A 26,994-nucleotide genomic window follows, 5' to 3' on the forward strand; every position below is an offset into this window, starting at 1 on the left:
TCCGTGTCGTCCTATCGGGGCGTCAGCGTGCTCAGGGCCTGTGCGACATCAACGCCCTGGGGCAGACGGCGGGTGGAATCGAGCACCAGTACCCAGCGCTCCTCGTCGGGCTGCTGCTTGAGAAGGTAGCGTTTCAGCTCGACGGCAGCGTCGTCGTCGTATGGCGTGTCCTTGAAGGACAACTCAGCGATGTAGAGGACCACCTTGCCCGCCTCGACCCGCACACGCGCATCGCGGAGCGGGAAGTCAGCCGTGGCCGTCGCCTTTACGAGGAAATCCACCGGCGGCGCATCGTTGCGTGGGAGCAGCGGAAGCTGGTTCCACACGGCTTCGTTGGCAATCGGACGGTACTGGAAGCTGTAAACATGGAAACTGTGGGCATTGGAATGACTGACATACCCGGAATTCACGCGCAACGTACCTTGAGCGGTCTTGATGTCAGTGCTGCCGGTCGAATACTGCTGCGCATTGGCGGAGGGGCCCATGCACAATGCGAGCAGCAGCAGGAAGTGTCGGATGATCATGTTGATGACGGGGGTTCGTTGAGCAGTTCCAGGATCTGTTCGGACGTCAGGGCGCCGGTCGCATCGGCCGCGTCCAGGTTCCCGAGGAAGGGGTCGCTGCCGTCGCTGTCGGGTGTGTCGCCGTCATTCTCGGGTGGGCGGCCCGGCGCCGACACCAACATTTCCCAGGTGTCATCGCCAACCTCCAAGGTCAGCGGCCGACCCAGGCCATCGGCCATCACGCGGGGCAACCGACCGTCCTCACCGATGGTTCCGCTGGCGACCTGTTCGCCTTCGTTGTTGAAGATGCGGTAGGCCTTGTCCTTCCACCCCATTTCCTTGGCCAGTACATCGGCGCCTTCCAGCGCGAAGCGCAGGCTTTCCTTGAACGAGTACAGCCCACTGGGAAGTACCGGCATGGACGGCGCATCACTTCCCCCCCCCATGAATGGATGCTCGCCCGCCTTCACCTTGAACTCGCCCGGGCAGCTGAACGTGATGTTGCCGCCCTCCAGGGTGATCGCGCTGCTGCCGGCCTGCAGCACCACTTTGCTCTGCGCCAGCACATCGATGCGGTCATCGGTGGCGGTGATGGTCAGTGCCTGGTCGCTCAGCAGCTCCAGTTCGCCATCGTTGGCCTGCAGGCTGACCGGGCCCTGGGCGGCGATCACCCGCAGCGGGCCGCTCTGCGCGAACAGTGAGACGTGCTCACCGGACACCGTGGCGATGGTCTCGCCTGCGCTGATGTGCAGATCCTGCTGCACCGTCATCTGCAGGTTCTGCCCGGCGTAGGCCACCGCGCTGGCTGGCGTGGTCCAGGCAATGTGGTGCGGTGCTTCGGCCAGCAGCAGCGGCTTGGCCAGACGCTCCACCGGCTGGTCACCCGGGCTGCGGCCATCGCCGCCCGGCTTCATCGCGCTTTGTCCGTTGACCTCGCCTTCGTAGCGTCCCTGTGCCTGCGGATCGATCTGCTCGCGCAGCTGCTTCGTGCGCTCGAACTCGGCCAGTCCGGGCACCTGCTGCTGGGCCAGGGTCTGCTGCATCTGCTCCAGGCTGCGCTCGGCGCCCTTGAGCTGCGCCACCACGCTGGCGTTGTCCATGACCGTGGAAGCGGCCCGCTCCTGCGCGCTGGCGGACAGCAGCAGGCCTTCGGCCGCATGCACGTTGCCCCAGCCCTGCGTGGCCAGCTCGAAGCCCTCGCCGCGCAGGGCGCCGCGGGCGGTGTTCTGGTGCGCGATCAGGTAGCCCAGCTCCAGCCGGCTGTCGGCCAGCGAGCTGTGCAGGCGCGTACGCAGCTGGCCCGGCGTGTCATCGATCACCCATTGCTGGGTGCCGCTGCCGTCATGGGCCTGGGTGTGCAGGCCGCTGAGTACGCCGGGATGGCGCGCGTTCTCATCGATGCCGCCGCCGAAGGGTGGGGCGACCTCACCGTTGTAGAGCTGGCCGGTGACGCGCGGCTGGTCGATGTCACCGTGCAGGAATTCCACCAGCACTTCGCTGCCGATGCGCGGCAGGAAGGCCGTGCCCCAGTTCGGGCCGGCCACCCATTCGGCCACCGACACCCAGCTGCCGCTGGTGTGGTCGCCCGGCGCATGGCCGGTCTGGGCGCTGCCGGTGTCGGTCAGACCGCCCGGATTGGGCTGGCTGCCGCGCTGCCAGCCGAACTGGATGCGCACCTGGTGTTCGCGGTTCGGGCTGACGGCCGCATTGGCCACACCCACCACGCGTGCGGTCTGCGGGCCATGCAGGGTGGGGCGGTCCTGCGGCAGGGCGCGCAGCGGCACCCCGGCGCCGGTGGCGAGGAAGGCGTTGCGGTAGGCGCCGCGCTCCAGATCGGTACTGCCGAGCAGCTCGGCGATCCCCTGGTCCAGATTGTTGACGGCGACGTGCTGCACGGCCAGCAGCTGGAAGCGCTGGCCCTCATGCTGCGGATGCTGGGCCAGACTGAATGTGCTGCCTGCGGCCAGCTGGCGCTCGCTGCCGCTGCCGCTGTACAGCACCTGGCCAACGCGCAGTGCGTCCAGCCGCGCCTGCGCTTCGGCGTCGGCCCAGGCGGGCTGGGCGAAGCGGCCGGCACGCGGCTGCACATAGACCTCCAGCGCGGGCAGGGTGCCGGCATCGGCACTGGACTGCGCCGCCACGGCATTGACCTGTTCGCTGTGCCAGCTGGCGACGGTACTGGCGTTGGGCACCAGCTGCTGGCGTTCGGCGAAGGCAGTGATGCCATCGCTGCTCTCGGCCATGTCGGCGCGATGGAAACGCACGCGGCCCACATCGGGCAGTTCGGCGCCGGGCTCGAACACCACCAGGGTGTGGGCGGCATCGCCCTCCTGCGCCTGCTCGATGCGCCAGGCCAGGCCGGCCTCGGACAGCAGGCGGGTGACGAAGGCCCAGTCGGTTTCGCGGTACTGGGTGGTGATCGCGCGGGCCGGCAACTGGGCCTGCACGTCGAAGCGGAAGGCGGCCTGCGGGTAGTCGGCGAAGATCTGCTCGCAGATCGCGCGGGTGTCCTGGTCCTGGAAAATCACTGCGTTGCGGCGAAGGCGCAGCAGGGCGGTCCAGGGTTCGAGGGTGAGCCGGTAGCGGGCCAGCCCGCCGTCGCTTCCCAGCTGCGCCGCCTCGGTGCACAGCCCGTGCCACTGCCGCAGCGCGCCATCGGCCTGGCGCAGCTGCAGGGTCAGCGGCTGCTCCAGCCACGGTTCCAGTTCCAGGAACGCATCGGTGGCCAGGCAGTCGATCTGCAGGCGGTTGTCACCGCACACCGATTCGGTGCCTTCAAACCGCTCGACCACAAGGCCCTCGTCGGGGCCCTTGAGCTGGATCAGGCGATCCCGATGCGACAGCGAGGCGAGGGAAGCAAGCAGCGTGGAGCGCGAGATGTCCATATCGTCAGGCTCATGGGAGGGTGATCGTAATGTGGGCGGTGCGCTCAGGCATCTGCACCACGTCGTTGTAGGCGGCCAGCTGCTGACGGGTTTCGTGTCCGAGGTAGGCGCGCATGCCGAAGAACGCGACGATGCCGAAGCAGCCGACAACCACGGCCGGCAGCCACAGCGGCACGACCCGGCGCAGGCCATGGCGCACGTTGTCGGGCGGCAGCGCGTGCGGGGCGAAGCCGTGGCGCTTGCCCTTCAGGTAGACGATCTCGTCACCCAGGCGCGCGGTCAGATAGCCCAGCTTCTCGGTGCCTTCGATACGGTACTTGCCCTCGAAGCCCATCAGCAGGCAGTAGTGATAGACCTCCAGCGACGGCAGGCGCGCCGCGCCCTGGCGGCGCAGTTCTTCCAGCCGGTCGAAGAAGTGCTCGCCGGCGAGGTGCTCGCCGAACAGGCGCAACTGCAGCGGATTGCGTTCCCAGGTTTCGTGCAGCGGCGACGGCTGCGACAGGATCGCCTCATCCACCGCGGCGCAGAACGCGTATTTGGCGGCGTAGACATCTTCGGACGCCACGCCAAGCCGCATCGCGTTGCGTTCGACGCCATCGAGGAACTTCTGCACCGTCTGCACGAAGCCCTCTGCGTCGTGCGGCAACTGGCCACGCTTGAGCAGAAGCAGCAGGTAGAAGCCGTCGGACATCAGATCCTGCAGGCTCTGCGGATTGGCCGCCTGCGGCGTCGGATTGACCATCGCGCCATTGGCGGTCAGCGACGGCATCGGGCCCGGGGTCGGGGGCAGGGGGGAATTCATCATGAGGTCACCGCCACAAGTTCCATCTTCAGCTCGGCAATGCCGGCCGGCACATAGATCATCACCGACTGCGCCTTGAGCATGCGCTCATACAGCGCACCGCGCGAATCAAATTCGAAGTAATGGCTGCCCGGGCGCACCGGGATCGCTGCCGGCACCTGCGCGGCGTGGGTAAGCTTCACGCCTGGCAGTGCGGACAGCACGCACTTCTCGACGTCGTCCGGCGCGCCGACCTTGAAGCGCACCGGGACGCTCTGGATCAGCTCCTGCGCCGGCAGCGAGGCGGAGACGGACAGGTAGAACGAGGCATTCCCGTCGATCCGCTGCGAGTCCAGCCGACCGAGGTGGTAGGACGGCTTGACCTCGTTCAGCGCGATCTTGAAGTAGCGCGTGGAGATCACCGTATCCAGCAGTGCCCGCACGATCTCCAGCAGCTTGCGGAACGAAGCTTCCGGCTGGTCGTGGCGGTACACCGGCAGGTCGCCCAGCTGGTAGGCGTTGGAGAAGGTCAGCAGTGCGCCCGCCATGCGCAGCAGTTCCTGGTGCAGGCGCTCGGGATGCAGCTGCGGATGATGCAGCAGATGGGCCAGCGCGCTGAAGGAACTGTTGATCGTATGCAGCAGCCAGAACGACGCGATGTCGCCCGAGCGGAATTCGATGATGTTCTGCGACGTCTGCCGATGCAGCCCGTACAGCGCATCGACCTTGGCCTGCAGCGCATCGAGCACCGCACGCAGTTCACGATGCAGGAACGGCGAGGCCTGCAGCTGCGCGCAGGGCGGGATGAACTCATCGTCCAGCTCGAAGCCGCCGCTGGAGGTGCGGCGCACACGCGCCACCGGCACGGTGGCATAGGCATCACGGGGCTGGTCGTCGGTAAGCAGCTTCACCGCCTTGCTCAGGTAGGCCAGTTCGGCCTCCACCGCATCGGTGAACAGGTCCTGCGTATCGCGGTTTGCCTGCCGATAGCGCGCAAGCACCGTGCCTTCCGCATCGGTGCAGTTGGCGCCGTCATCGCGCAGCAGCGGAAGTGCCAGGTAGATCACCGTGGACTGCACGCCAGGCGGCAGATCCTGCAGCGACACCGCGTCCGGCAGGCTGTCGTGGGCGGGGGCATCGTAGGTTTCGCCATCGGGAAACACCGCCGACAGATCGAGCGGCCTCAACGTGCCGCCGGACAAGGCATGGGGGTCGAAACGCACGCGGCGCGCGCCCCACGCGTACGGGTGCAGCGTCTGCGAAAGATCCTGCAGCCGTGCCTCGTGATACGCGTCCTGGCGCTGGAAATGCTGGGGCCGCAGGAACAGCCCTTCACCCCAGAGAACCTTCGACATCCTGCTTACATAAGCCACATTCAATCCTTGGAAATACCTTGAAAGGTTGCCCCTTGGGGGCCGGTTCCGCCGTCCTCGCGTTCCGCTGCGGCGAAGGCCCTGCCTTGCAATGTGAAAGTGTGAATCACATCGCACATTGATTGCGGCGGGGCAAACGTTGCGCGGAAGATACTATCGCATTGCGGCAATTTGAGTGCCAGAATTCCGACGCGGTCCTATTTCGCGCCTGCACAGCGGATCGAGGCAAGACTGCCCGGATCGCCGGAAAGTCGTGTGAGCAGGGCCTTGCTGTCGCTGGTCAGGGCACAGGCGTGGACACCGATGGTCACACCGTCCTGCGGCAGGGTCTTGCCCTTGGTGTCGAACGCGAGCCGCCAGCGGTTCTCGGCGGGGGCGCGGAACAGGGCGACCACGCCCAGCACTGCACTTCCTTCACTCAGCTGCTCGGACAATTCCTGCCGGGCCCCGGGGGTCAGCACCACCTCATTGACCGACAGCAGGTCGGCACCGAGGGCGGCCTGCTCTCCGGCCTGGTCCAGGAATGCGTTGAAGGGCGCCTGTTCGAACCGTTGCAGGCTGCGCAGGTGGTAGACCTTGACCACCGCCGCGCTCGCCCGCTTGTCGTTGCCGGCATTGAGGTTGGTGCCGGCATACAGGCGCAATGGGACGGTCGGTGGCGCTTTCGGCTTTTCCTCGCGGATGCCGACGGCCTGCAGCGTCTTGTCCATCGCTTTCCCGAGCTTGCTGTCGCTGGCGCAACCGGCAAGGGAACCCGAAACAATGAAGGAGAAAATCGTGACGGATATCACGCGGCGAAATGAGGAGAGTTGCGCATTCATCTGGAGTCGGCGGGCTCGAAGGGCGGGGTGAAAGTCACGTATGCAACGGATTTCGCTCGCGGATATCACATTGGAATGTGAAGAATGTGTCTATCAAAACCGCCACATTCTTGACGAAATTCACTATACCGATGCGTATTCGCGAATGTACACTGCCGCCGACAGGGGCAGGAATCCCGTGCGGTGTATCGGCGGCGATTCGGCTTCCTTTAGGAACTAATTTCGACGAGGGATCACTATGGAAGTGAAGGCAATGGGGAAGGCTGTCTACCGGCCGATGTTCGCGCTGATGTTGCTGTCGGGCCTGGCGGCCTGCTCATCGGCACCGAAGAAGGCCGAGGTCGTGCCGTTCGAAACGACGCTGAGCAATGCCGAAGCACAGGTCACCACCGGTGGCGCGGATGCCGCCATCAGCGCATTCGAGGAAGCGGCGAAGGCCGATCCGACGCGCAAGGAGCCGTGGGTGCGCATCGCTCAGCTGCAGTTCGACCAGGGCCAGTATGCCCGCGCCATTGTGGCTGCCGAGGAAGTGCTGCAGCGCGATCCCAGCGATCTGGTCGCCGATGGCGTGATCACGGTGGCCGGTTTCCGCATTGCCAACCAGTCGCTGACCCGCCTGCAGGGGCGCGGCGCGCTGGCTTCCGATACTGCCCGCAAGGAAGCGCAGACCCTGGCTACCACCCTGCGCAACACCATGGGTGATGCCATTCTCGATCCGGCGCCCAAGCCGAAGCCGCGCAGCCGCGCCCGTGCCGGCCGTGCCGCCGCGCCCGCCGCTGCCGCACAGCCCGCTGCACAGCCGGCCAAGCCCGCTGCCCGCTCGAACAACTCCGATCCGTTCCAGAACATCGGCAACTGATCCGGACCCGGCCCCAGTCAGGAGACACACATGGCCAAGAAGGAAAGCATCCAGAAGCGGCTGCAGAAGATCCGCCCGCCGCGCGTCCAGCTCACCTACGATGTCGAGAAGGGTGACGCGATCGAGCAGAAGGAACTGCCGTTCGTGGTCGGCGTGATGGGCGATTTCAGCGGCAACCCGGAGCAGCCGCTGCCCAAGGTCAAGGATCGCAAGTTCGTCAGCGTCGACATGGACAACTTCGACGAAGTGATGGAAGGCATCGCCCCGCGTGCGGTCTATCGCGTGCCGAACAAGATCAGCGACGAAGGTGGCGAATTCGGCGTCGAGCTGAAGTTCAATTCCATCGATGACTTCCGTCCCGAGGCGGTGGTCCAGCAGATCGAGCCGTTGCGGCGCCTGCTCGAGTCGCGCACCAAGCTCGCCGACCTGCGCAACAAGCTGGCCGGCAACGAGAAGCTGGAAGACCTGCTGACCGATGTGCTCAACAACACCGAGCAGCTGAAGAAGCTCGGCGTGACCAAGGAGGACTGACCGATGTCAGCCGAAGCCAGCCCGTTGGCCACGCAGGCCGCCGTTGCCGAAGACGTCGGCCTGCTCGACCAGATCGTCGAGAAGAGCAAGGTCGCCAAGTCGAAGACCGAGCATGACCGCGCCAAGGACATCATCGCCGCGCTGGCGAAGGAAGTCCTGGACGGCACCGTGGTCGTCTCCGACAACCTCAACCTCACCCTCGATGCGCGCATCGCCGAGATCGACCGGATCATCTCCGAGCAGCTCAGCGCCGTCATGCATGCCGAACCGTTCCAGAAGCTGGAAGGCAGCTGGCGAGGCCTGCATTACCTGTGCCAGCAGACCTCCACCGGCCCGAACATGAAGATCAAGGTCTTCAATTCGCCGCAGAAGGATCTGGTGAAGGATTTCAAGTCGGCCATCGACTTCGACCAGAGCGCGCTGTTCAAGAAGGTCTACGAAGAAGAGTTCGGCACCTTCGGTGGCGCGCCGTTCGGCGCACTGATCGGCGACTACTTCCTCGGCCGCCAGCCGGAGGACATCTACTTCATCGAGCAGATGTCGCACGTGGCTGCCGCCGCGCACGCGCCGTTCATTTCGGCAGCGAGTGAAGGCATGTTCGGCCTGGAAACCTTCACCGATCTGGGCAAGCCGCGCGACCTGGCCAAGGTGTTCGACACGGTCGAGTACGCGAAGTGGAAGTCGTTCCGCGAGAGTGAGGACAGCCGCTATGTCGGTCTGACCATGCCGCGCTTCCTCGGCCGTCTGCCCTACAACCCGAAGGATGGCACCACCGTCGAAGGCTTCAACTTCGTCGAGGAGATCGAAGCGGCCGACCACAGCAAGTTCCTGTGGTGCAACACCGCCTATGCGATGGGTGCGCGCCTGACCCAGGCCTTCGAGAACTTCGGCTGGTGCGCGGCAATCCGTGGCGTGGAAGGTGGCGGCCTGGTCGAGGACCTGCCGACCCATACCTTCCGCACCGATGATGGCGAAGTCGCGCTGAAGTGCCCGACGGAAGTGGCCATCACCGACCGTCGTGAAAAGGAACTCAGTGACCTCGGCTTCATGCCGCTGGTGCACTGCAAGAACACCGACTACGCCGCGTTCTTCGGCGCACAGTCGGCACAGAAGCCGAAGAAGTACAACACCGATTCGGCCAACGCCAACGCGATCCTGTCTGCCCAGCTGCAGTACATTTTCGCGGTGTCGCGCATCGCCCATTACCTCAAGGCGATGATGCGCGAGAAGATCGGCAGCTTCGCATCGGCGGGCAACGTCGAGGAATTCCTGAACCGGTGGATCGCCCAGTACGTGCTGCTGGACGACAACGCATCGCAGGAAGCCAAGGCCCAGTTCCCGTTGCGCGAGGCATCTGTGCAGGTTTCGGAGGTGCCGGGCAAGCCTGGTGTCTACCGCGCGGTGGCCTTCATCAGGCCGCATTTCCAGCTCGATGAGCTGTCTGTTTCGTTGCGTCTGGTCGCCGAACTGCCGGCGTCCGCGAAAAAGTCGTAACGGTTTGCTGTAACTGAAGCGTCCAGGGGAGTCCGCTCCCCGGATTGCAGTGACGCTTATTTCAAGAGGGCGCAGCCCCCCTTAACCGCCGGGCCCCCGCCTGGCACATCAAATCTCACGGAAGAACGGAATTTAGGAGACCAGATATGCAGCACGCTTTCCTCTCGATTGACACCATCAAGGGCGAGTCGCACGACGACAAGCACAAGGACTGGATTGAAATCCAGTCGTTCTCGCAGGACCTGTTGCAGCCGCGTTCGGCCACCGCGTCGACCTCCGGCGGCACCACCGCTGCCCGCGTGAACCTGTCCCCGATCGAAATCACCAAGTCGATCGACCTCGCCTCCACGGCCCTGAACCAGGCCGCCTCCAACGGCACCACCTTCCCGAAGGCGCAGATCCAGTTCATGCGCGCCGACAAGGACGGCAACGCGATCAATTACTACACGGTCGAGCTGCTGAACGTGCTGGTCCACCGCGTCACCACGACGGTGGACAAGGAAGGCATGCCGCAGGAAGTTGTTCAGCTGAGCTTCGGCGCCATCAAGTGGACTTACCAGCAGCAGAAGCCGGAAGGCGGCGTTGGTGGCAAGACCGTGGCGCAGTGGAGCGCAACCAAGAACATCCCGAACTACACCGTGTGATGTTGTGTCACTGCGATGGCGCCTCGTGCGCCATCGCAGTCTGATCGTCGGGCAGGGCCAGGAACGGCCCTGTCTCTGCCGCACCGCTGCCGCCCGCACGGATGCCGAACCTGAGTGGATCGACCAATGAAGGGACTCGAACCCAGCCTGCTGGAAAAACTGTTCGACGACGCCCCCAAGCAGCCGGGCGCCGGGCCGGTATTCAAGTCCGTCTCGCTGGAGCAGTACAAGGAATCCATTGCCCGTGACCTGGAAGGGCTGCTGAATTCGCGCGCCGCGTTCCAGGAAGGCGACATGAAGGAGTTCCCCAACTGCCGGCAGTCGCTGCTGACCTACGGGCTGGCCGATTTCTCCGCGATGAGCCTGGCCAACGCCTATGATCGCGCCGCCATCTGCCGCTCCCTGGAGCAGGCTGTGGCGCGCCACGAGCGCCGGCTCCGCAACGTCAACGTGCACCTGGACGCCGGCAATCAGTTTGCCGGCGGCCTGCACTTCACCATCCATGCGCTGCTGGATCTGGAACCGGCGCGCGAGCCGGTCAGCTTCGACGCGATGCTGCAGCCCTCGACCCTGCAGTACCAGGTCACCCGCGCACGTCGCACGCAGGCCGGCTGATGCAGGACCTGCTTCCTTATTACGAACGCGAACTGGCCTATCTCCGTCGTTACGGACGCGAGTTCGCCGAGCGTTACCCGAAGATTGCCGGCCGCCTGCAACTGTCCGCGGAGGGCAGCCAGGACCCGCATGTCGAGCGGCTGATCGAAGCGTTCGCGCTGCTCAGTGCCCGCGTTTCCAAGCGCATCGAGGACGACTATCCCGAGTTCACCGACGCGCTGCTGGATGTGCTCTATCCACATTACCTACGCCCATTCCCGTCGTGCTCGATCGCCCACTTCGACATGGAAGGGGTAGCCTCCAAACTGAGCGCGCCGGTGCGCGTACCCCGCGGTACCGCCCTGCAGAGCCGCCCCGTGCGTGGCGTTCCGTGTGATTTCCGCACCGCCTACGACGTGGTCCTGGCACCGGTCGGGGTACAGCAGGTGGTCTACCGCAGTGTCGCCGATGCACCGATGGCCACGACGCTGCCGGCGGGCACCGGCGGCCAGATCTCGCTGGGCTTCCAGCTGCTGTCCGATCAGCTCGGCTTCGGCCAGCTGGGCACCGATCAGCTTCGCCTGTTCCTGGATGGCGAGCCGTCGGTGCGGGCCGCTCTGCGCGATGCGCTGATGCTCGGGGTAAAGGCGGCCTATGTCGAATCCGATGGCGATGGCCGCTGGCGACGCCTGGAAAAGGTCCCGCTGAGCCCGGTGGGCTTTGCCGAGGATGAGGCGCTGATCGACTTCCCGGCGCGCTCGCATCCGGCGTACCGGCTGCTGACCGAGCTGTTCGCCTATCCGGAGAAGTTCGGATTCGTCGATCTGCACCTGCCCACAGTGACCGCCGGCGCCAGCCGTCGTTTCACGCTTCACCTGGTGCTGCATGCGCAGGGCCAGGACCGGGGCAACACGATGGTGCTGGAGGAACTGGGTACGCACAATGTGCGCCTGGGCTGCACCCCCATCGTCAACCTTTTCAGGACCAGTGGCGAGCCGATCCGCGTCACCCATCGCACGGTCAACTATCCGGTGCTGGCCGACGCGCGTCGCGCCTTCGCCTACGAGGTGCACTCGATCGACTCGGTGCACCGCATCCGGCAGACACCGCAGGGCGAACTGATCCAGGCCTTCCGTCCGTTCTACTCGCTGCATCACGGTGAAGATCCGGAGCGGACCGGTCAGTACTGGGTGGCACGTCGTGATGAGGATGTCGCACGGCAGAGCCCCGGTTTCGAGACGGAGATCAGCTTCGTTGACCTGTCATTCAATCCGGTACTTCCGCAGACCGACACGGTCAGCCTGGAGCTGACCTGCAGCAACCGCGATCTGCCCAACCAGCTTGCCTTCGGTGTGGCCGGTGGTGACCTGAACATCGAGGGCGGCAGCCCGGCCAGGGCGATCAGCCTGCTGCGCAAGCCGACCAAACCGCTGCGTTTCCGCCATGGCCGCAATGCGCAGTGGCGCCTGATCTCGCACCTGTCGTTGAACCAGCTGTCACTGACCGCCAGCGGCCTGCCAGCGCTGAAGGAGATGCTGCGCCTGTACGACCTGTCCGGCAGCAATGTTTCCGCTCGCCAGATCGACGGCATCCTTGAGCTGCAGCAGACCCCGACCACCACCTGGATGCATGGTCGCCAGTTCGCTTCGGTGGTGCGTGGCCTGGAGATCCGCCTGACGATCAATGAAGCCCACTTCGTGGGTACCGGTGTGGCCGCCTTTGCCCAGGTGATGGACCACTTCTTCGCACTTTACGTGCATGCCAACAGCTTTACCCGTCTGGTGCTGGTTTCCGGCGACAGCGGGGAGGAGATCGTCCGATGCCCAGCGCGCAGCGGCGAATCGATCCTGGCGTAGCCCAGCAGCTGCTCACCGAGCCCCACCGCTTCCAGTTCTTCCAGGCGGTGCGGTTGCTTGAGCAGGTGTTCCAGCGGCAAGGCGTCAAGCCCGGCCAGGCCGTGCCGATGCGCGTGCGCTTCCGCAACTCGCTGTCGCTGGGCTTCCCGGCCACCGAGTTGTCCGCGGAGGGTGAGGTCTACTCGCTGAAGGGCGAGCGGCTGGAGGGGCGCGAGGCCATCGAGCAGGCGCTGCACGGCGAGGAACTGGCCGAGGTCCACCTGACTCCGCAGTTCATGGGCCTGCTGGGCACCGCTGGCGCATTGCCGCTGCATTACACCGAGACCCTGCAGCTGCGCGAGTTGTACCAGCGCGACCGCACCGCGCGCGCGTTCCTGGACATCTTCTCCACACGCGCCGTATCGCTGCACTACGCGGCGTGGAAGAAGCATCGGCTGGCGCTGCAGTACGAACTGGATCGCCGCGAGCGCTTCCTGCCGCTGGTGCTCTCGCTGCTCGGCATGGGCATGAGCGAGCTGCGCGATCGCCTGCACGAGGGCGAGGGCGAGATCTTCGATCAGGCCGTTGCCTATTACGCCGGTGCCGTGCGCCAGCGCCCCGTATCGGCCGTGCTGATGCAGCGCATCCTGTCGGACTATTTCCAGGTGCCGTTGCACCTGGAGCAGTTTGTCGGCGCGTGGTACCGGGTGCCCGCCGGTCAGGCAACGCGGCTGGGCCAGGCCAATGCGGTGCTGGGGGCGAGTGCCCTGGCTGGCGATCGCGTCTGGCAGCGAGACCTGCGCATGCGACTGCGCATCGGGCCGCTGCGGCGCGATCAGTTCGACGCCTTCCTGCCGGGTGGCAGTGCGGCCGAAGCCCTGTCCAAGTGGTTGTCGTTGTTGACCGGCGGCGTTCTCGAGTACGAAGTGCGGCTGGTGCTGCGCGCCGAGGATGTGCAGGGCAGCGCCCTCGGCAGCGGCGGCGGCGCTCGGCTGGGCTGGGACAGCTACATGTGCACCCAGGCGCAGACCACATCGCGTGAGGACACCACCTATGGCATCCACACGCTGCAATGACAACCCGCCGCAGGCGTCCGTGCCTGCGGTCCTCGAACGGTTCCAGCAAGGAGTGCGTGTTTCCGCATGAGCATCAACCTCAAGACCCTGATCAGCAAGCTGGACGACACCTGCCGCCAGGCGGCCGAGCGGGCCGCGAACCTGTGCATGGCGCGCGGCAACTATGAGGTGGACCTGGAGCATCTGTTCCTGGCCCTGCTCGAGCAGCCGCAGAGCGATTTCGTGTTGATTGCCCGTCGCAGCGGCATCCTGCCGGAATCGCTGGAGCGTGATCTCAACGATGAGATCAGTCAGTTCAAGACCGGCAACGGCCGCACGCCGGTATTTTCCCAGCACATTCCCAAGCTGTTCGAGCACGCCTGGCTGATCGCCTCGCTGGACTCGGAAACTACCCGCATCCGTAGCGGCCATCTGCTGCTGGCGCTGCTGACCGAGCCGGACCTGGCGCAGTTGGCCTACCGTGGCTCGAAGCTGTTCGTGCGTTTCAAGCGCGAAGAGCTCAAGCACGACTTCGCCAAGCTCACCGAGGGCTCGCAGGAGGCGGTGCAGACCGTCCGCTTCGCCGATGCCTCGGCGAAGGACGAGGGCGGTGAGGGCGAGGAAGCCGTATCCGGCGAGGCCAAGGGTGGGTTGTCCAAGACGCCGGCGCTGGACCAGTTCACCACCAACCTGACCCAGCGCGCCCGTGAGGGCAAGATCGATCCGGTGATCGGCCGTGATGGCGAGATCCGCCAGGTGATCGACATCCTGATGCGTCGCCGCCAGAACAACCCGATCCTCACCGGCGAAGCCGGCGTGGGCAAGACCGCCGTGGTCGAAGGGCTCGCCCGGCGCATTGCCGACAAGGATGTGCCGGAGGTGCTGCAGGGTGTCGAGCTGCACACGCTGGACATGGGGCTGCTGCAGGCCGGCGCCAGCGTCAAGGGCGAGTTCGAGAACCGCCTGAAGAACGTGATCGACGAGGTCAAGAAGAGCCCGCATCCGATCATCCTGTTCATCGATGAAGCGCATACGATGATCGGCGCCGGTGGAACCGCCGGCCAGAACGATGCGGCGAACCTGCTCAAGCCGGCGCTGGCCCGCGGTGAGCTTCGCACGATCGCGGCGACCACCTGGAGCGAGTACAAGAAGTACTTCGAGAAGGACGCGGCGCTGGCCCGCCGCTTCCAGGTGGTCAAGGTTGAAGAGCCCAGTGAAGTGCTGGCCGCAGCGATGCTGCGCGGCATGGTGGGGTTGATGGAGTCGCACTTCAACATCCGCGTGCTGGACGAAGCGGTGACCGAAGCCGTGCGTCTGTCGCACCGTTACATCAGTGGCCGCCAGCTGCCGGACAAGGCTGTTAGCGTGCTGGATACCGCCTGCGCGAAGGTCGCGCTTGGACAGAGCGCCACGCCTGCGATCATCGAAGACACCCGCAAGCACCTGGATCGCCTGCAGGCGGAAATCAGCGCGCTGCAGCGCGAAACCGCAGGGGGCAGTGCACAGCATAGCGAGCGCCTGGACGAGCTGCATGCCCAGCAGGCGGAAGCGCAGGCGGTGCTGGCCAGCAATGAGGAGCGCCTCACCCGCGAGCGCGAACTGGCAGGCCGCATTGCCGCGCTGCGCCAGCAGATGGAGCAGGGCCAGGCCCAGGCGGCCGATGGCGAAGCGCCCAGCGATGACGGTGAGGGCGACGTCGCCGTGGCCAAGCCGGCCGCCAAGCGCGGCAAGGCCAAGCCGGAACTGTCGCCGCAGCATGCTGAACTGGCGCGACTGCAGGCCGAGCTGCGCGAGCTGCAGGGCGAGACGCCGATGGTACCGCTGCAGGTCGACGGAACCGTGGTCGCGGAGATCGTGTCGGCATGGACCGGCGTGCCGCTGGGCCGCATGGTCAAGGACGAGATCCGTACCGTGCGCACGCTCGGAAACCTGCTGGTCGAGCGCGTGATCGGACAGGACCACGCGCTGGATGCGATCGCCCAGCGCGTGCGCACCGCCACGGCCAAACTGGAAGACCCGAACAAGCCGCGCGGTGTCTTCATGTTCGTCGGCCCCTCCGGTGTCGGCAAGACCGAGACCGCGCTGGCGTTGGCTGACATCCTCTATGGTGGTGAGCGCAAGCTGATCACCATCAACATGAGCGAATACCAGGAAGCGCACAGCGTGTCCGGGCTGAAAGGCTCGCCGCCGGGCTACGTCGGTTACGGCGAAGGCGGCGTGCTGACCGAAGCCGTGCGCCGCAACCCTTACAGCGTGGTGCTGCTTGACGAGGTGGAGAAAGCCCATCCCGACGTGCTGGAGATGTTCTTCCAGGTGTTCGACAAGGGCGTGATGGATGATGCGGAAGGCCGCGAAATCGACTTCCGCAATACCCTCATCATCCTGACCTCCAACATCGGCTCCTCGCAGATCATGCAGGCCTGCCTGAACAAGCCGGCCGAGGAGATTCCGGCGGCCGACGCGCTCGCCGACGCGCTGCGCCCGGTGCTGATGCGCAGCTTCAAGCCGGCCTTCCTCGGCCGCCTCAAGGTCGTACCGTACTATCCGATCAACGATGACGTGCTTGCGCGGATCATCACGCTCAAGCTCGGTCGCATCCGCGACCGCGTCATTGCCAACCACAAGGCCACCTTCAGCTGGGACGACAGTCTGGTGGAGGCCGTGCTTGCGCGTTGCACCGAAGTGGACTCAGGTGCCCGCAACGTTGACCACATCCTCAATGGAACCTTGCTGCCGGAAATCGCCGAGAGCGTGCTGGCGGCGATGGCCGAGGGGAACCGGATCAACGCCATCAAGGTCACCGCCGGCAAGAAGGGTGACTTCAAATACAAAGTGTCTTGACACTGAGCAAATGGAGAAGGCAATGGAATTCTATGGATTCGACCGCGAAGCGGCTCTCAACCACTGTGACAGCCTGGAACTCGGCCTTGGCCGTGAGCTGGACCGTGTGCGTGCCTGGAACCGGCTGCGCCCCGAACATGTGATCGAGCTGCTGGAGACCGCGGTGCCCGCTGCCCGCCAGGATGCCCGCAACGTGGCCGCGCAGATCAGCCGCGGTTCCTGGCGCATCCACATGGATGCCCCGGTCGTGGGCAAGCCGCAGCTGGTGAGCAACGTGCGCGAACTGCAGATCACGGCCGGTGGACGCGATTACCGCCTGAAGATCAGCGAAGGCGTCCGCCTGCAGCTGGAAGAAATCGTCCAGGCCGCCTGATGATCGTGTGAGCCTGTCGCCCCGCACAGGGGCGCAGGCCACGCGGAAGCGGGAACCGGAGGAAGCCGATGCGCACGCCGCATGCAGACCACCTTGAAGCACGGGAAGTCGGGGAATCACCATGGACCTGGTAAACAACCTGCGGGCAGCGCTGGCCGGCCCATCGCATGCACAGCGCTTCCTGCGGCTGCACACCTCGCTGGGGAGCGACGTGCTGGTGGCCGAAACGCTGGATGGCGTCGAACAGATCGACGGCATCGGTTTCCAGTGGACGATCACGGCGCTGTCGCTGGATGCGGGCCTGCCGCTGGGCCCGCTGATCGGGCAGGGCGCGCTGCTGCAGATGCAACAGGCCGACGGCAGCCTGCGGCCGTTGCATGGACGCATCACCGCCGCCGAGCGGCTGGGCAGCAATGGCGGCCTGGCGCGCTACCGGCTGCGCCTGCAGCCGTGGCTGGCGTTCCTGTCGCAGCGGGTGGACAGCTATGTGTTCCACGACAGGACGGTCGTGGAGATCGTCGAGGACATCTTCGCCGACTACGGTGGTCTGGCCCCGGCCTGGCGCTGGTCGCTGGCCGATGCCGGCCAGTACGCCCGGCGCAGCCTGACCACGCAGTACCAGGAAAGCGACCTGGCCTTCCTGCAGCGGATGCTGGCCGAGGAAGGCATCTATTACTGGTTCGAGCATGCCGGTGACCCTGGCAGTGCCGACTTCGGCAGCCACACCCTGGTGCTGGCCGATCACAGCCATGACACCGCCGAGCTGGGCAGTGTGCGCTTCCATCGGCGCGATGAGAGCGAGCGCAGTGACAGCGTGCAGCAGTGGTCGACCGCGCACCGCTGGCGTCCAGGCAAGGTGCAGCGTGCCACCTGGGACTACCGCACGCTGGAGCGCCGCCAGGCCAGCGCCGAAAGCGGGCAGGCCAACGACCTGGGCATCATCGACCGCGACACCTGCGGCCCCTACGGCTGGCAGGACAATGCCCGCGGCCAGCGCCGCGCGCAGCAGCACCTGGATGCGCTGCGCGTGCGCGCGCAGACCATCGACGGTGCCGGCCAGTGGCGCACGCTGGCCCCGGGTGCACGGTTCGGCCTGTCGCAGCACCCGCAGGTGAGCCAGGACGCGCAGTTCCTGTGCCTGTCGGTGCAGCACCAGGCGCGCAACAACCTCGATGCCGATGTATTCGATGCGCTGGAGCAGACCCTGGGTCCGTCCAGCGTGACCGCGCCGGCACTGCCGGGCGCGCTGTCGGGCCTGGCCAATGGACGTGCGCCCGGTGAGGTCTCCACCGCCTTCTACGACAACCGCTTCGTGGCCATCCCGGCCGAGGTGACCTACCGGCCGCAGACCGACGATGGCCATGGCGCGCATCTGCATCCGCGGCCGACCATCACCGGCACGCTCAGTGCGATCGTGGTCAGCGATGGCGACCCGCTGCTGTCCGACCGCGACCACCGCATCAAGGTGCAGTTCCCGTGGCAGCGCGGCGGCAACGCCAGCAGCGGGCTGGCCCATCCGGGTGGGGACGACAATGCCCCGGCCACCGGGGGGGCCTGGACGTGGGTGCGGGTGATGACCCCATGGGCGGGCGACAACTGGGGCGGCGTGGTGCTGCCACGGCGCGGCCAGGAAGTGCTGGTGGCCTTCCTGGAGGGCGACATCGACCGTCCGGTGGTGGTCGGTGCGGTGTACAACGGCCGTGGCCAGCAGGACGCGCAGCACAACCAGATCAACGGTGGCGGTGCCAACGCCACCGGTAATGCGGCGGCATGGTTCGAGGGCAACGATCACGCCGCGGTGTATACCGGTTTCAAGAGCCAGGCGCTGGCCGACAGCCAGGGCGGGCAGGGCGGCTACCAGCAGCTGCGCTTCGATGACACACCGGGCCAGGGTCGCGCGCAGCTGTCCACCACCCAGCACGAAACCACCCTGACCCTGGGCCATCTCAAGGGCGGCCAGGACAACGTGCGCGAGGGCGAGCGGGGCTTTGGTGTGGAGCTGTCCACGCAGGCACAGGGTGCACTGCGCGCCGGCCGTGGCCTGCTGCTGACCACCGAGCCGGGCACGCCGCAGCTGGCGGCGCCGCAGGCACTGAGCCAGTTGCAGGAAAGCCAGCAGCTGCTGCAGCAGCTGGCCGAGTCGGCAGGCAAGCAGCAGGCGCAGCTGCCTGGCGAGGCGGCCGAACTGCCGGTGGACACGACGCTGACCGAACTGCAGGAGACCCTGCGCGCCACTCACAGTGGCAGCGCGGCGGGCAGCATTGCCGGTGGCGACGGTGAAGCGCCGGGCTGGAGCGCGCCGGTCCTGCTGGGCAGTGGCGTGGCCGGCGTCCTCAGCCTGACCCCGGCCGACCAGGTGTGGGTGAGTGGCACCCACACCACGCTGGCCAGCGGCGTGGCACTGAACTGGATGACCCAGGGCTCACTGACGATGGCCGTGGCCGGCGGGCTGGTGCTGTACACCGCCGGCATGGAACCCAGCGGCGAGAGCCCGAACCAGGAGCGCGGCATCGCGCTGCATGCTGCACAGGGCAAGGTGAGTGCGCGTGCGCACAAGAACCAGGCGATCGTGGCCGCAAAGACGCAGGTGCGCATCGCCAGTACCGAAGCGGACGTGCAGCTGTCGGCACCGAGCAAGCATCTGCTGGCGACGGCGGCCGGGGCCTACCTGCGGATCGAGGGCGACAACATCGAACTGGGCGCGCCGGGCAAGGTGGAATTCAAGGCGAGCCAGCGCGAATGGCTGGGGCCGGCGAGTGTGGTGGGGGAGGCGAAGGTGCCAGATGGTTCACACAAGGCATGCGAGTATCGCGTGCGTGCAGCGGAACAGTCGGGCGCCGGCTTGGTCCCACTGGGAGCCTGAGAGATGCAACTCGATCACCGGCTATTCGAAGCTCATCAGTATGCGTTGATCAATCCACTCCAGATCGATCGACGTATCGCCAAGCTTTGGCCATGCGAACCCATCGTTCCCAAGGAGCTCCTTGGGCAGAAGCATCTTCTTCCCTATCTAATCAGACTGGAAGAAATTGAGCCTGATGCGCGTCTAGCGGCACTTGATGAAACTGTGCACTACGCACGCGATCATGACCGCATCCCATTCTCGGCGTTGCTGAAATGCAATGCCGACAGTCAGCGAGTCCGAAATCACTTGGCTCGTATGATGGTGAGAAAATTTGATGGTGAGAAGATGCTATTCAGATACTACGATCCTCGTGTCTGGAACGCGCTGAAGTGGATTCTCTTGTCGTCGCAGCTGGATGCATTGCTTGGTCCCATCAATGCCTGGACCGCAACCGTGGACAAGGGCGCGCGGTGGCAATCATACGAAAACAGTGGTTGTAACAAGGATGGGATGCATCTAACGTCCGATCAGCTGTACGCGATTTCCTCGTTGGCTTCTGTTAACAGGGTGATCGATCGGTTGCATCGAGAGGGTGGGAGCATTGAGGGTGCTGGGCTTTCGAGACGTGTCTTTGACGAGATGGAGAAGGCCGGCGAGTGCGGGCTGACAGACCCTGACGATAAGGAAGCGTATGCATTTGCTTCAGTATTTCAATCACCCGAAGTTCATAACACGCCGCGGTATCAAGAGGCTCTTCGGATCGCCTGCTTAGAGCCTGGCGCGTTCCGCAGTGCCGTCAGCGACCCCTCCGACGAAGAGGTGGATGAACCTTCATTGGAGCAGACAGAACAAGGAGCTTGGCAGCATGGATAAGAGGCCGACACAGTCGTGTGACCCCGCGAAGAAGTGTGATGTCTGCGATCAGGTCGGCTTGCCGATTCTTCCGATCAGATACGCCATCTGCCGTTCAGACGTCAAGGAAATGTGGCAAGGGCCAAGGCTGGGAGGAGGGTTTGGAAAGGATGTGGCCAGTGTCACCCTTCCGGCCAGTGAGGCTCACTACACGTTGCGACTTGCCCGCCAAGGGTATCTTTATGTATTCAACGAGATCCGTGGCGAATGGAAGGGCTATCAGATCACCAGCGACTCCTATCTCTTGGAGTTCGATCCGCATGCGGCTCCTCCACCGCAGGAAGATTTTCAACCTACATGCGCGCGAATGGCCGATTCGCAGGTGGCCCGCTTCGTTATCATCCCCGACCCCAAGCGAGCTGGAAAAGTTTGGTTTGGCTTCTCGGAGGCTCCATGGACGAAAGAGATCATGGAGCGAAATCGAAAATCCAGCGAGCGCAAGAAGCACATGCGCTGTATTGATGTCCAGATGTGGCTCAAAGGAAAGTCGCTGGATCACGTGGGAAGTGCGGCTGACGCCCCCTCCATGGTCAGCGAGTTCAAGTTTGGCAAGAGAGTAAAATCCGAGTCTGAAGTGAAGATCCCTATGCTCCCCTCGAGTCCGCCGCCGGCTGCGGACCCTGGGAGGCCTCGAACTGTGGATCGTGCAGTTGAGACGGTTCTCGAAGTCGTTGATGTGTATGCTAATCCTGGCTTTTCGTTCTCCTTTGCGCCTTTTTCAAGATGCAAACAGGATGTGCCAGGAATGGAGGCATGGCTTCAGAAGAGCTCTTTGTCTGCGCGTCCGATGATGGTGGCGCTGAATGATCCCGCAGGAATAGCGCAGGAGCTTTCCGCACTTGTTCGGCAGAAGACCCGAGAGTTCGAAGAGGAAGATGACAGGGGGTGGAAGCATGCAACCTCAGTGGCGATCCGCGGAATCCGGCAGGCAATTGAGGATCAGGCGGCCGCAGAGAAGCTGAGCTCCGTACGTGCCAGCGCGTACACCGGGCGCGCGGCGATGGAGCTGTATGCGGCGGGAATCACCAAAATGCGTGAGGAGTTGACGGCCGAAGAAGACAAGAAAGCCAGAGACTCCGCATGGGATCGCTACCGTGATGATTACAGCCAGCAAGCGCTTGATCAGTTTGACAAAAGCCTCGTGCCGGAAATGGAGCGATACACATCTTCGCACCTGACGCCGATTGCCCAGAGTTTCGTGCGCTGGTACAAGAGCGAGGACTTCAGGACTTGGCTGGCGTGTAATCACAATGATGAGCTGTCATACAGTTCAATGAGATTGACGGAGATTGTCGATAATTCGCTTGAAGGGGTTGTTGGATTTGGGTGCGTACAGGCTGCGCTTCTGGAGGATCTCGCTGGTCGTTTTCAGGACATCAAGAATTGCACTGTTCGAGCGCTGACGCTCAATGATAGGATCGCGGCGGAGGTTATTGAGAAGCAATCCAAGACATTCTTGAGCAACTCGGATAACCCCGGTGCTTGGTCCAATATATTCAAGGCATATGCTCACGTTCTCGACCGAGGTGGTAGCAAGCCCCAGGAGCTGCAACAGGGGTTAGGCTTGGTTGCAGGTCTTGTCTTCAAGATGTCTGGGATGTTTGTAACAGCCCTAACCAAGGCAGGATCAACAGTCGCAAAGGCAGGCATCAATATCGCCATTTCTGCCGCGACAAGGAATAATCTGGTTGGCTTGCTTGGGGTCCTTTCAGGAAAGCGGATCCAACGGGTTAGCATCCGTGCCTCGGAGCGCGAGATGGCGCACTTTCTGGTGGAGGCACTGAGCGAGGGGCAAGCTGGAGTCAACAAGAGGGAACTGAGAGCGCGTGTTGATCAGCATCTTCGACAGGAGCTCAGCGAGCGTAGTGGCGCAAGGGTGGCTACAGGAGATCGCAACTCGCGTGGGAGAAAAGTATTTGAGTGGGCTGTGTTCTGGGACAAGGAGGCGATGGCAGCCGTTCGGGATGGGCAGCCGGGCTCTTTGGGAAATATGCTGATGAGTGAGGAGCAAATACGGGTACTGGTAAGGAACCGTGCTGCCCAGTACAGCGCTCCCCATGTAAACCTTGACGTGCGTCTTGGAGTTGTTGGATTGGTTCTGGATGCATGGAACGTCGCGGATTCCTACGGCAAGCTGGATGTGGAGAAGGAGGGGCCGGCCGGTCGTAGGCAGTTGAGTCTTGCCTCCGCGCTAGTCGGATTTGCGGGCACCAGCGTTGAACTAACAGGGATGGCCTTGGCTAAGACGATGTGGGGCAGAACAGCCTTGGCGTCTGAGATCAGATTTGGTGCAATTGAAGTCGCAAGTAGAGCGGGACTTGTCGGTTTTCTCGGCAGATTGCTGGGCACAGTTGGTGGGCTAATGGGGGCTGTCGTTGATGGGTGGAAAATGTATGAATCAATCAAGACGGGAGATATTCCCATGGCGGTCTTCTATGGAACAACTGCTGTAGCGGGAGCAGTAGTGGCCTACCTCATGTTTGTTGGTGCCATGACAGCGGGGGTCGGTTTTATTGTACTTCTCGTGCTGGGGTTGATAAGTATGCTGGGCGAGTGGCTTATCAATCTCATTCGTGACGATAAGGTGGAGAGGTGGCTTGATATGACGCCTTTTGGAGTTCATGAGCATGGTAGATTCGAGTCGCCTGAAAAGCAGGTTGAGGCATATAACGCTATGCTTCCTGCAGGAGCGTGAGTAGTGAGTCAGTTTGCAGGTTGGCTTGCCCAGAGGTATCGCAACAATCGTCCCCTTACTGAGTACGAAAAGGCTGCTGATGTGCGCCGTTTCGACTCATCCACGTTTGTGCCAATCGATAAGGGAATCATCGCCATTGATGATGATTGCATTGAGTATGTTGATCGTCACTTCCTATATCGCGGTTGGGCATTGATGGGGGCGAGTGTCTTCATTGCGCTGGGATTGCTATTTGTCGTGGCGATCCTGCACGCAACTTCCTCTCTGGTTGACCGAACTGGGCCGCTCGAATCAGGTGATACTTATGCGATCGGAGGCTTGATCGCTCTTGGTGTTGCATTTCTGGCGTTCATTTTCTGCAAGCTGCTCTTGCGGGATGTTCTACGCTATCAGTACTACCCAGTTCGGTTTGATCGAGTCGCACAACAGGTACATGTGTTTACGGGTAAGCGTGAGAGGGTGGTCTCGGTTCCATGGCGGGATGTTAGATTTGTTATTGGTAGGGACAAGCCTGTGGGCCCTGATGAGGGATGTACTTACGATCTTCGGGGGCTTGTAATGGATGGGGAGCAGGTCGTCTATACGTTTGCTGTTGGATCTGACAGCGGTCCCAACCCAGCGATCACGCTCGCACATTGGGAGATGATCCGGCGCTTCATGGAGGAAGGGCGTTCAGCACTTCCGTTTCCGCCATTGCAGCTCTACACCTCGGTAGTACCAAGCTTCCGCAACGCGTTCATCATTCATGTCTCTTCTGCGGGCGCCGGGTTGATGTGGATCGCGCTACCGCTCACCTTGCCCTGGGCCCTGTTCCGCTTCCTGGCAATGAAGTCGTGCCGTAGGCCGGTCTGGCCGGCAGCTGTGACCCGGCGCGGAAAGTCCGAGCCTTCGGGCAGTCCCCCGCTACGTGCACCGGCTGTGTACGGACGCGTGGATAAATCCGGAGGTCGTGCCGATGAAATGGAGCGCTTCTGGAAGGACTCGATCACGGCAGCCAAGGCCCGTAACGATGAGATTCGTCAGCAGCTGCAGGCAACCTCGTTGAATGCGTGAAGTGGGCGTTGGATGCATGGCGTGGCATTCTCGCTCAGACGAGTGAGCGAGGATCACGGATGTACAGCGGCTGGATGCGCAGTTTCCCGACGGATCGCTTTCTCTCGGCGCAGGAGAGCGCCTCGCGTTTCGATCCTCGGGTCGCCGAGGAGGTTGCACCTGACGAACGTGCGTCGTTGGTTCATTTCAACTCGACCTACATCGATCTGATCGACCGAAGGTTCCGCCTGCGCGGAATGGTCTCGACCACCATGGTCCTGCTGGGGACGCTGGCCCTGTTCCTGTTCGGTTTCTTCCTGCTTTTCACGCTGGTGATCCCGAACCTGGAAGGCGACTTCTGGGACTGGGTGATGTACGCCATGGTCGGCGTGTGCGTGGTCGGTGCCCCGGTGCTGTTCTGGCACACGACGCTGCGCTACGAGTTCTTCACCTATGTCTGGTATCCGACACGGTTCAACCGGCGCAACCGGACGGTCTACTTCTTCACGGGTGGGGAAGAGGGCGCTGTATCCGTCCCATGGGATGAGGCCGTGTTCTACATCGGGCAGGGGACCAGCCAGGCGTTCCTGCGCGACCTGCGCTGCAGCATCCTCGAGGATCGGGTGATCAAGCGCACCTTCGCGGTGGGCCACTACTTCGATGACGAACAGAAGATCCGCGGCATCTGGGAGTTCATTCGCCGCTACATGGAGCAGGGGCCGGCAGAGGTGGTCGATACCATCGAGGGTCGCCAGATGAATCTGTCGGTGACGCCGTCATGGCGCAACTGCTACCTGTTCGTGGTGGCCAGTCTCGGTCCCAGCCTGCTGGGCGCACGCTTCATCCTGATGCCCTTGCTGCTGCCCCTGGTGTTGTGCCGATGGCTGGTCCTTCGATCCTGCCGCGCGCCCGTGTGGCCACAGTGGGTGGAAGACGAGTGCGCAATCGATGCCAACGATCCTCTTCGGCTCGTGGAACCCGAGGTGATGGCGCAGTTCGAGCCGGATCGGCGTCCGCTCTGAGCGGGCCTCTGCGGCAGCTCCCTGCCTGCGTCAGCAGGCAGGGCTCGGGATCACATCGCCGGGCAGGCCGGATCCTTGCCGCTCACCGCCGCACAGATCCTGCGCCGGCAGTCCACGCCTTTCAGTGACGTAGGGCTGGGGCAGCTGCGCAGCTGCGCCTGGATGTTGGATTCGGTCGAGGCGGACTTCTTGCTGGCCACGCGCTCGAATGCGGCGCGCTCATCTTCGGCGCGTTTGCGCTGGTCTGCTTCGATCTGGGCGATCAGATCATCCATGCTCTGAGGCTGGGCCTTGGCTTTTGCCTTGGCCTTGTCCTCTTCCTTGATGATGCCGAGCAGGGTGCCGAGCAGATTTTCATCGCCCTTGCCTGCGGTACCGGCGGCGCGACTGCTGCGTTCACCCGGCTGGGCGCCCCGTGCCCGCGTCGTTGCAGCGGTGCCGGTGGTTGCGGCAGCGCCCGCAGCAGCGGTTGCCGCGTCAGCGGCAGGCGCGGGTGGGCTCCCGGTGGTGGCCGGCAGCGCCGGCTCAGTCGGGGAAGCGGGCGCATCGACGATCATCGCGGCACCTTCACCCGGTGCCACCGACGGGGCGTCCGGGTGCCCGGTCACATGGCCGGTGTCGGGTGTCAGTGAATACTCGGACGGGTCGCTGTAGTCATTACTACCGGACAGACCCCAGGCGGTCAGCCCGGCGATGACGACCACGGCACTGGCCAATGCCAGCCACAGGACCGTACGGCGTTTGCCGCTGGACGGCGCGCGTGCGGCACGTGGCGACGCGGTTGCCTGCCGGCCCTCCATGTCTGCCAGAATACGGCCCGAATTCGGGGCCTGGCCCTTTGCCTGCGCTCCCCCTGAGAGCAGACTTGGCCGATTGATTCCGCCATTATTCAAGTGCATCCAGCCCTTGGTTTGAGTCGGCAACTGCCGAAGCGAATTTGCGCATTCTTAGTGAAAGCGGTTGGGGCGTCAACCAGATCGCGTGTCAGGGAGGACCGGTGTTGCCAATCGTGGTTGCTGCCATTGCCGTCGTACTGTTGGTGGCTGGTGTGTGCTGGGTACTGTTGTTCCCCGAGACGGTCGAATCGCTGCGTCAGGCGATCGCGAAGCGTCTGGGCGGATTCCGTCGTCGGGCGGGGCAGGTTGGTGACCGGGTCGGTCACGGCGCCACCCGCGTGCGCAGTGGGGTTCGTGAAGAGGTCGGAGCCGTGCACGGCGCGCTGCGGCGTCATTGGCTCATTCTGGTTGTCGCCGCAGCGTTGCTGTTGATCCCTCCAATTGTGATATTCGTCACGCGGCAGACCGTGGTGCTGGAGGATTTCAGGGGCGATGATCTGGCGGAATCGAGTTCGATGGTCGCCCAGCTGCTACGTGGGGAGCGGCTGACGCCGCCGCCGCCGCCGCCGCCGGAGGTGTTCACCACTGCCGAAGTGCGTCGTCTGCGGCCCGAAATCGTCACGGCTGATCGCAAATGGGATCAGATCGATCCCGATCTGCAGCAGCGCGTGCTGGCCATCTATGAGGTGATGCGACGCCAGTACGGTTACGAAATGGTGCTGATCGAAGGCTATCGCAGTCCGCAGCGGCAGGCCGAACTGATGGCCGGTGGCAAGGCGACCCGGGCCGGTGCCTGGCAGAGCTGCCACCAGTATGGGCTGGGCGTGGACAGCGCACCCATCCGCGATGGCAAGCTGCAATGGGACATGGAAGATCCGTGGACCCGGCGTGGGTACTTCCTGTACGGCGAGCTGGCTGAACAGGCGGGCCTGGACTGGGGCGGAAACTGGCGGAGCATCAAGGACTATGTTCACGTGGAAATGACGGACCGCTGCCGCGCCGCCCGGGTGGCAAAGCGCGAGGAACTGTCCCGTCAAGGGTGATAACCGCACGGCGGTACTGG

21 protein-coding genes are annotated in these 26,994 nt (G+C 63.9%); 15 read left to right on the top strand and 6 right to left on the bottom strand.

What is annotated here, in order from left to right; genetic code table 11:
* Nucleotides 1-11: 11 nt before the first annotated feature.
* From AC06FB_RS14510 to tssJ, 5 genes are all read right to left on the bottom strand, one after another.
* Complete coding sequence (locus tag AC06FB_RS14510; protein WP_053517625.1) at nt 12-524, bottom strand: hypothetical protein; 513 nt, start codon at nt 522-524, stop codon at nt 12-14.
* Complete coding sequence (locus AC06FB_RS14515; protein ID WP_478053816.1) at nt 521-3,388, bottom strand: type VI secretion system Vgr family protein; 2,868 nt, start codon at nt 3,386-3,388, stop codon at nt 521-523. The genes AC06FB_RS14510 and AC06FB_RS14515 overlap by 4 nt, the downstream gene beginning before the upstream one ends.
* 10 nt (nt 3,389-3,398) lie before the next feature.
* The gene (gene icmH, locus AC06FB_RS14520) at nt 3,399-4,190 is read right to left on the bottom strand and encodes a type IVB secretion system protein IcmH/DotU (protein ID WP_065175286.1); all 792 of its coding nucleotides are present in this window, start codon (nt 4,188-4,190) and stop codon (nt 3,399-3,401) included.
* Nucleotides 4,190-5,524: a type VI secretion system baseplate subunit TssK gene (gene tssK, locus AC06FB_RS14525; protein WP_053517623.1), complete on the bottom strand. Its 1,335-nt coding sequence runs from the start codon at nt 5,522-5,524 to the stop codon at nt 4,190-4,192. The genes icmH and tssK overlap by 1 nt, the downstream gene beginning before the upstream one ends.
* Before the next feature lie 215 nt (nt 5,525-5,739).
* The gene (tssJ, locus tag AC06FB_RS14530; RefSeq protein WP_053517622.1) at nt 5,740-6,363 is read right to left on the bottom strand and encodes a type VI secretion system lipoprotein TssJ; all 624 of its coding nucleotides are present in this window, start codon (nt 6,361-6,363) and stop codon (nt 5,740-5,742) included.
* A 238-nt stretch (nt 6,364-6,601) separates the two neighbouring features.
* Here tssJ and AC06FB_RS14535 point away from each other — a divergent pair, with 238 nt between their 5' ends.
* From AC06FB_RS14535 to AC06FB_RS14600, 14 genes are all read left to right on the top strand, one after another.
* Complete coding sequence (locus AC06FB_RS14535; RefSeq protein ID WP_180877009.1) at nt 6,602-7,222, top strand: tetratricopeptide repeat protein; 621 nt, start codon at nt 6,602-6,604, stop codon at nt 7,220-7,222.
* A 30-nt stretch (nt 7,223-7,252) separates the two neighbouring features.
* On the top strand, nt 7,253-7,753 hold the full coding sequence (tssB, locus tag AC06FB_RS14540; RefSeq protein ID WP_053517620.1) for a type VI secretion system contractile sheath small subunit: 501 nt from the start codon (nt 7,253-7,255) through the stop codon (nt 7,751-7,753).
* A 3-nt stretch (nt 7,754-7,756) separates the two neighbouring features.
* A complete protein-coding gene (gene tssC, locus AC06FB_RS14545) occupies nt 7,757-9,247 on the top strand; it encodes a type VI secretion system contractile sheath large subunit (RefSeq protein WP_478053817.1) in 1,491 nt (496 codons plus the stop codon).
* 146 nt (nt 9,248-9,393) lie between these two features.
* Nucleotides 9,394-9,891 (top strand): Hcp family type VI secretion system effector, encoded by a 498-nt coding sequence (locus AC06FB_RS14550; protein ID WP_006465355.1) that lies wholly within the window; start codon nt 9,394-9,396, stop codon nt 9,889-9,891.
* 126 nt (nt 9,892-10,017) lie between these two features.
* The gene (tssE, locus tag AC06FB_RS14555; protein WP_180877011.1) at nt 10,018-10,506 is read left to right on the top strand and encodes a type VI secretion system baseplate subunit TssE; all 489 of its coding nucleotides are present in this window, start codon (nt 10,018-10,020) and stop codon (nt 10,504-10,506) included.
* Nucleotides 10,506-12,341: a type VI secretion system baseplate subunit TssF gene (tssF, locus tag AC06FB_RS14560; RefSeq protein WP_053520395.1), complete on the top strand. Its 1,836-nt coding sequence runs from the start codon at nt 10,506-10,508 to the stop codon at nt 12,339-12,341. Before tssE ends, tssF begins: the two co-directional genes overlap by 1 nt.
* On the top strand, nt 12,305-13,396 hold the full coding sequence (tssG, locus tag AC06FB_RS14565; RefSeq protein ID WP_053520394.1) for a type VI secretion system baseplate subunit TssG: 1,092 nt from the start codon (nt 12,305-12,307) through the stop codon (nt 13,394-13,396). The genes tssF and tssG overlap by 37 nt, the downstream gene beginning before the upstream one ends.
* Before the next feature lie 66 nt (nt 13,397-13,462).
* Nucleotides 13,463-16,216 carry a type VI secretion system ATPase TssH gene (gene tssH, locus AC06FB_RS14570; protein ID WP_065182756.1) on the top strand — a complete coding sequence of 918 codons (2,754 nt, stop codon included), beginning with the start codon at nt 13,463-13,465 and terminating at the stop codon, nt 16,214-16,216.
* 22 nt (nt 16,217-16,238) lie between these two features.
* Nucleotides 16,239-16,589, top strand: coding sequence for a hypothetical protein (locus AC06FB_RS14575; RefSeq protein ID WP_053520392.1), 351 nt, complete (start codon nt 16,239-16,241; stop codon nt 16,587-16,589).
* Between the two features lie 121 nt (nt 16,590-16,710).
* Nucleotides 16,711-19,452, top strand: a complete 2,742-nt coding sequence (locus AC06FB_RS14580; protein ID WP_478053818.1) for a type VI secretion system Vgr family protein — start codon at nt 16,711-16,713, stop codon at nt 19,450-19,452.
* A 3-nt stretch (nt 19,453-19,455) separates the two neighbouring features.
* Nucleotides 19,456-20,307 carry a DUF4123 domain-containing protein gene (locus AC06FB_RS14585; RefSeq protein ID WP_081284442.1) on the top strand — a complete coding sequence of 284 codons (852 nt, stop codon included), beginning with the start codon at nt 19,456-19,458 and terminating at the stop codon, nt 20,305-20,307.
* Complete coding sequence (locus AC06FB_RS14590) at nt 20,258-23,041, top strand: T6SS effector BTH_I2691 family protein (RefSeq protein ID WP_478053819.1); 2,784 nt, start codon at nt 20,258-20,260, stop codon at nt 23,039-23,041. Before AC06FB_RS14585 ends, AC06FB_RS14590 begins: the two co-directional genes overlap by 50 nt.
* Before the next feature lie 3 nt (nt 23,042-23,044).
* A complete protein-coding gene (locus tag AC06FB_RS14595; RefSeq protein WP_155761061.1) occupies nt 23,045-24,094 on the top strand; it encodes a DUF6708 domain-containing protein in 1,050 nt (349 codons plus the stop codon).
* A gap of 59 nt (nt 24,095-24,153) precedes the next feature.
* A complete protein-coding gene (locus AC06FB_RS14600; protein ID WP_262218317.1) occupies nt 24,154-25,095 on the top strand; it encodes a DUF6708 domain-containing protein in 942 nt (313 codons plus the stop codon).
* Nucleotides 25,096-25,145: 50 nt separating this feature from the next.
* Here the strand turns inward: AC06FB_RS14600 and AC06FB_RS14605 are convergent, their stop codons facing one another.
* Nucleotides 25,146-25,895 carry a hypothetical protein gene (locus AC06FB_RS14605; protein ID WP_262218316.1) on the bottom strand — a complete coding sequence of 250 codons (750 nt, stop codon included), beginning with the start codon at nt 25,893-25,895 and terminating at the stop codon, nt 25,146-25,148.
* A 209-nt stretch (nt 25,896-26,104) separates the two neighbouring features.
* On the opposite strand from AC06FB_RS14605, the gene AC06FB_RS14610 reads away from it, so the two are divergent.
* Nucleotides 26,105-26,974, top strand: coding sequence for a M15 family metallopeptidase (locus AC06FB_RS14610; protein ID WP_478053820.1), 870 nt, complete (start codon nt 26,105-26,107; stop codon nt 26,972-26,974).
* Nucleotides 26,975-26,994: the final 20 nt, after the last annotated feature.

This window comes from Stenotrophomonas sp. Steno-C15, from assembly GCF_056393265.1.

What these genes read in the sequence shown, in the direction of transcription:
- AC06FB_RS14510 (WP_053517625.1), bottom strand. Translation starts at nt 524, where the DNA reads ATGATCATCCGACACTTCCTGCTGCTGCTCGCATTGTGCATGGGCCCC.
- AC06FB_RS14515 (WP_478053816.1), bottom strand. Translation starts at nt 3,388, where the DNA reads ATGGACATCTCGCGCTCCACGCTGCTTGCTTCCCTCGCCTCGCTGTCG.
- icmH (WP_065175286.1), bottom strand. Translation starts at nt 4,190, where the DNA reads ATGAATTCCCCCCTGCCCCCGACCCCGGGCCCGATGCCGTCGCTGACC.
- tssK (WP_053517623.1), bottom strand. Translation starts at nt 5,524, where the DNA reads ATGTCGAAGGTTCTCTGGGGTGAAGGGCTGTTCCTGCGGCCCCAGCAT.
- tssJ (WP_053517622.1), bottom strand. Translation starts at nt 6,363, where the DNA reads ATGAATGCGCAACTCTCCTCATTTCGCCGCGTGATATCCGTCACGATT.
- AC06FB_RS14535 (WP_180877009.1), top strand. Translation starts at nt 6,602, where the DNA reads ATGGAAGTGAAGGCAATGGGGAAGGCTGTCTACCGGCCGATGTTCGCG.
- tssB (WP_053517620.1), top strand. Translation starts at nt 7,253, where the DNA reads ATGGCCAAGAAGGAAAGCATCCAGAAGCGGCTGCAGAAGATCCGCCCG.
- tssC (WP_478053817.1), top strand. Translation starts at nt 7,757, where the DNA reads ATGTCAGCCGAAGCCAGCCCGTTGGCCACGCAGGCCGCCGTTGCCGAA.
- AC06FB_RS14550 (WP_006465355.1), top strand. Translation starts at nt 9,394, where the DNA reads ATGCAGCACGCTTTCCTCTCGATTGACACCATCAAGGGCGAGTCGCAC.
- tssE (WP_180877011.1), top strand. Translation starts at nt 10,018, where the DNA reads ATGAAGGGACTCGAACCCAGCCTGCTGGAAAAACTGTTCGACGACGCC.
- tssF (WP_053520395.1), top strand. Translation starts at nt 10,506, where the DNA reads ATGCAGGACCTGCTTCCTTATTACGAACGCGAACTGGCCTATCTCCGT.
- tssG (WP_053520394.1), top strand. Translation starts at nt 12,305, where the DNA reads ATGCCCAGCGCGCAGCGGCGAATCGATCCTGGCGTAGCCCAGCAGCTG.
- tssH (WP_065182756.1), top strand. Translation starts at nt 13,463, where the DNA reads ATGAGCATCAACCTCAAGACCCTGATCAGCAAGCTGGACGACACCTGC.
- AC06FB_RS14575 (WP_053520392.1), top strand. Translation starts at nt 16,239, where the DNA reads ATGGAATTCTATGGATTCGACCGCGAAGCGGCTCTCAACCACTGTGAC.
- AC06FB_RS14580 (WP_478053818.1), top strand. Translation starts at nt 16,711, where the DNA reads ATGGACCTGGTAAACAACCTGCGGGCAGCGCTGGCCGGCCCATCGCAT.
- AC06FB_RS14585 (WP_081284442.1), top strand. Translation starts at nt 19,456, where the DNA reads ATGCAACTCGATCACCGGCTATTCGAAGCTCATCAGTATGCGTTGATC.
- AC06FB_RS14590 (WP_478053819.1), top strand. Translation starts at nt 20,258, where the DNA reads ATGAACCTTCATTGGAGCAGACAGAACAAGGAGCTTGGCAGCATGGAT.
- AC06FB_RS14600 (WP_262218317.1), top strand. Translation starts at nt 24,154, where the DNA reads ATGTACAGCGGCTGGATGCGCAGTTTCCCGACGGATCGCTTTCTCTCG.
- AC06FB_RS14605 (WP_262218316.1), bottom strand. Translation starts at nt 25,895, where the DNA reads ATGGAGGGCCGGCAGGCAACCGCGTCGCCACGTGCCGCACGCGCGCCG.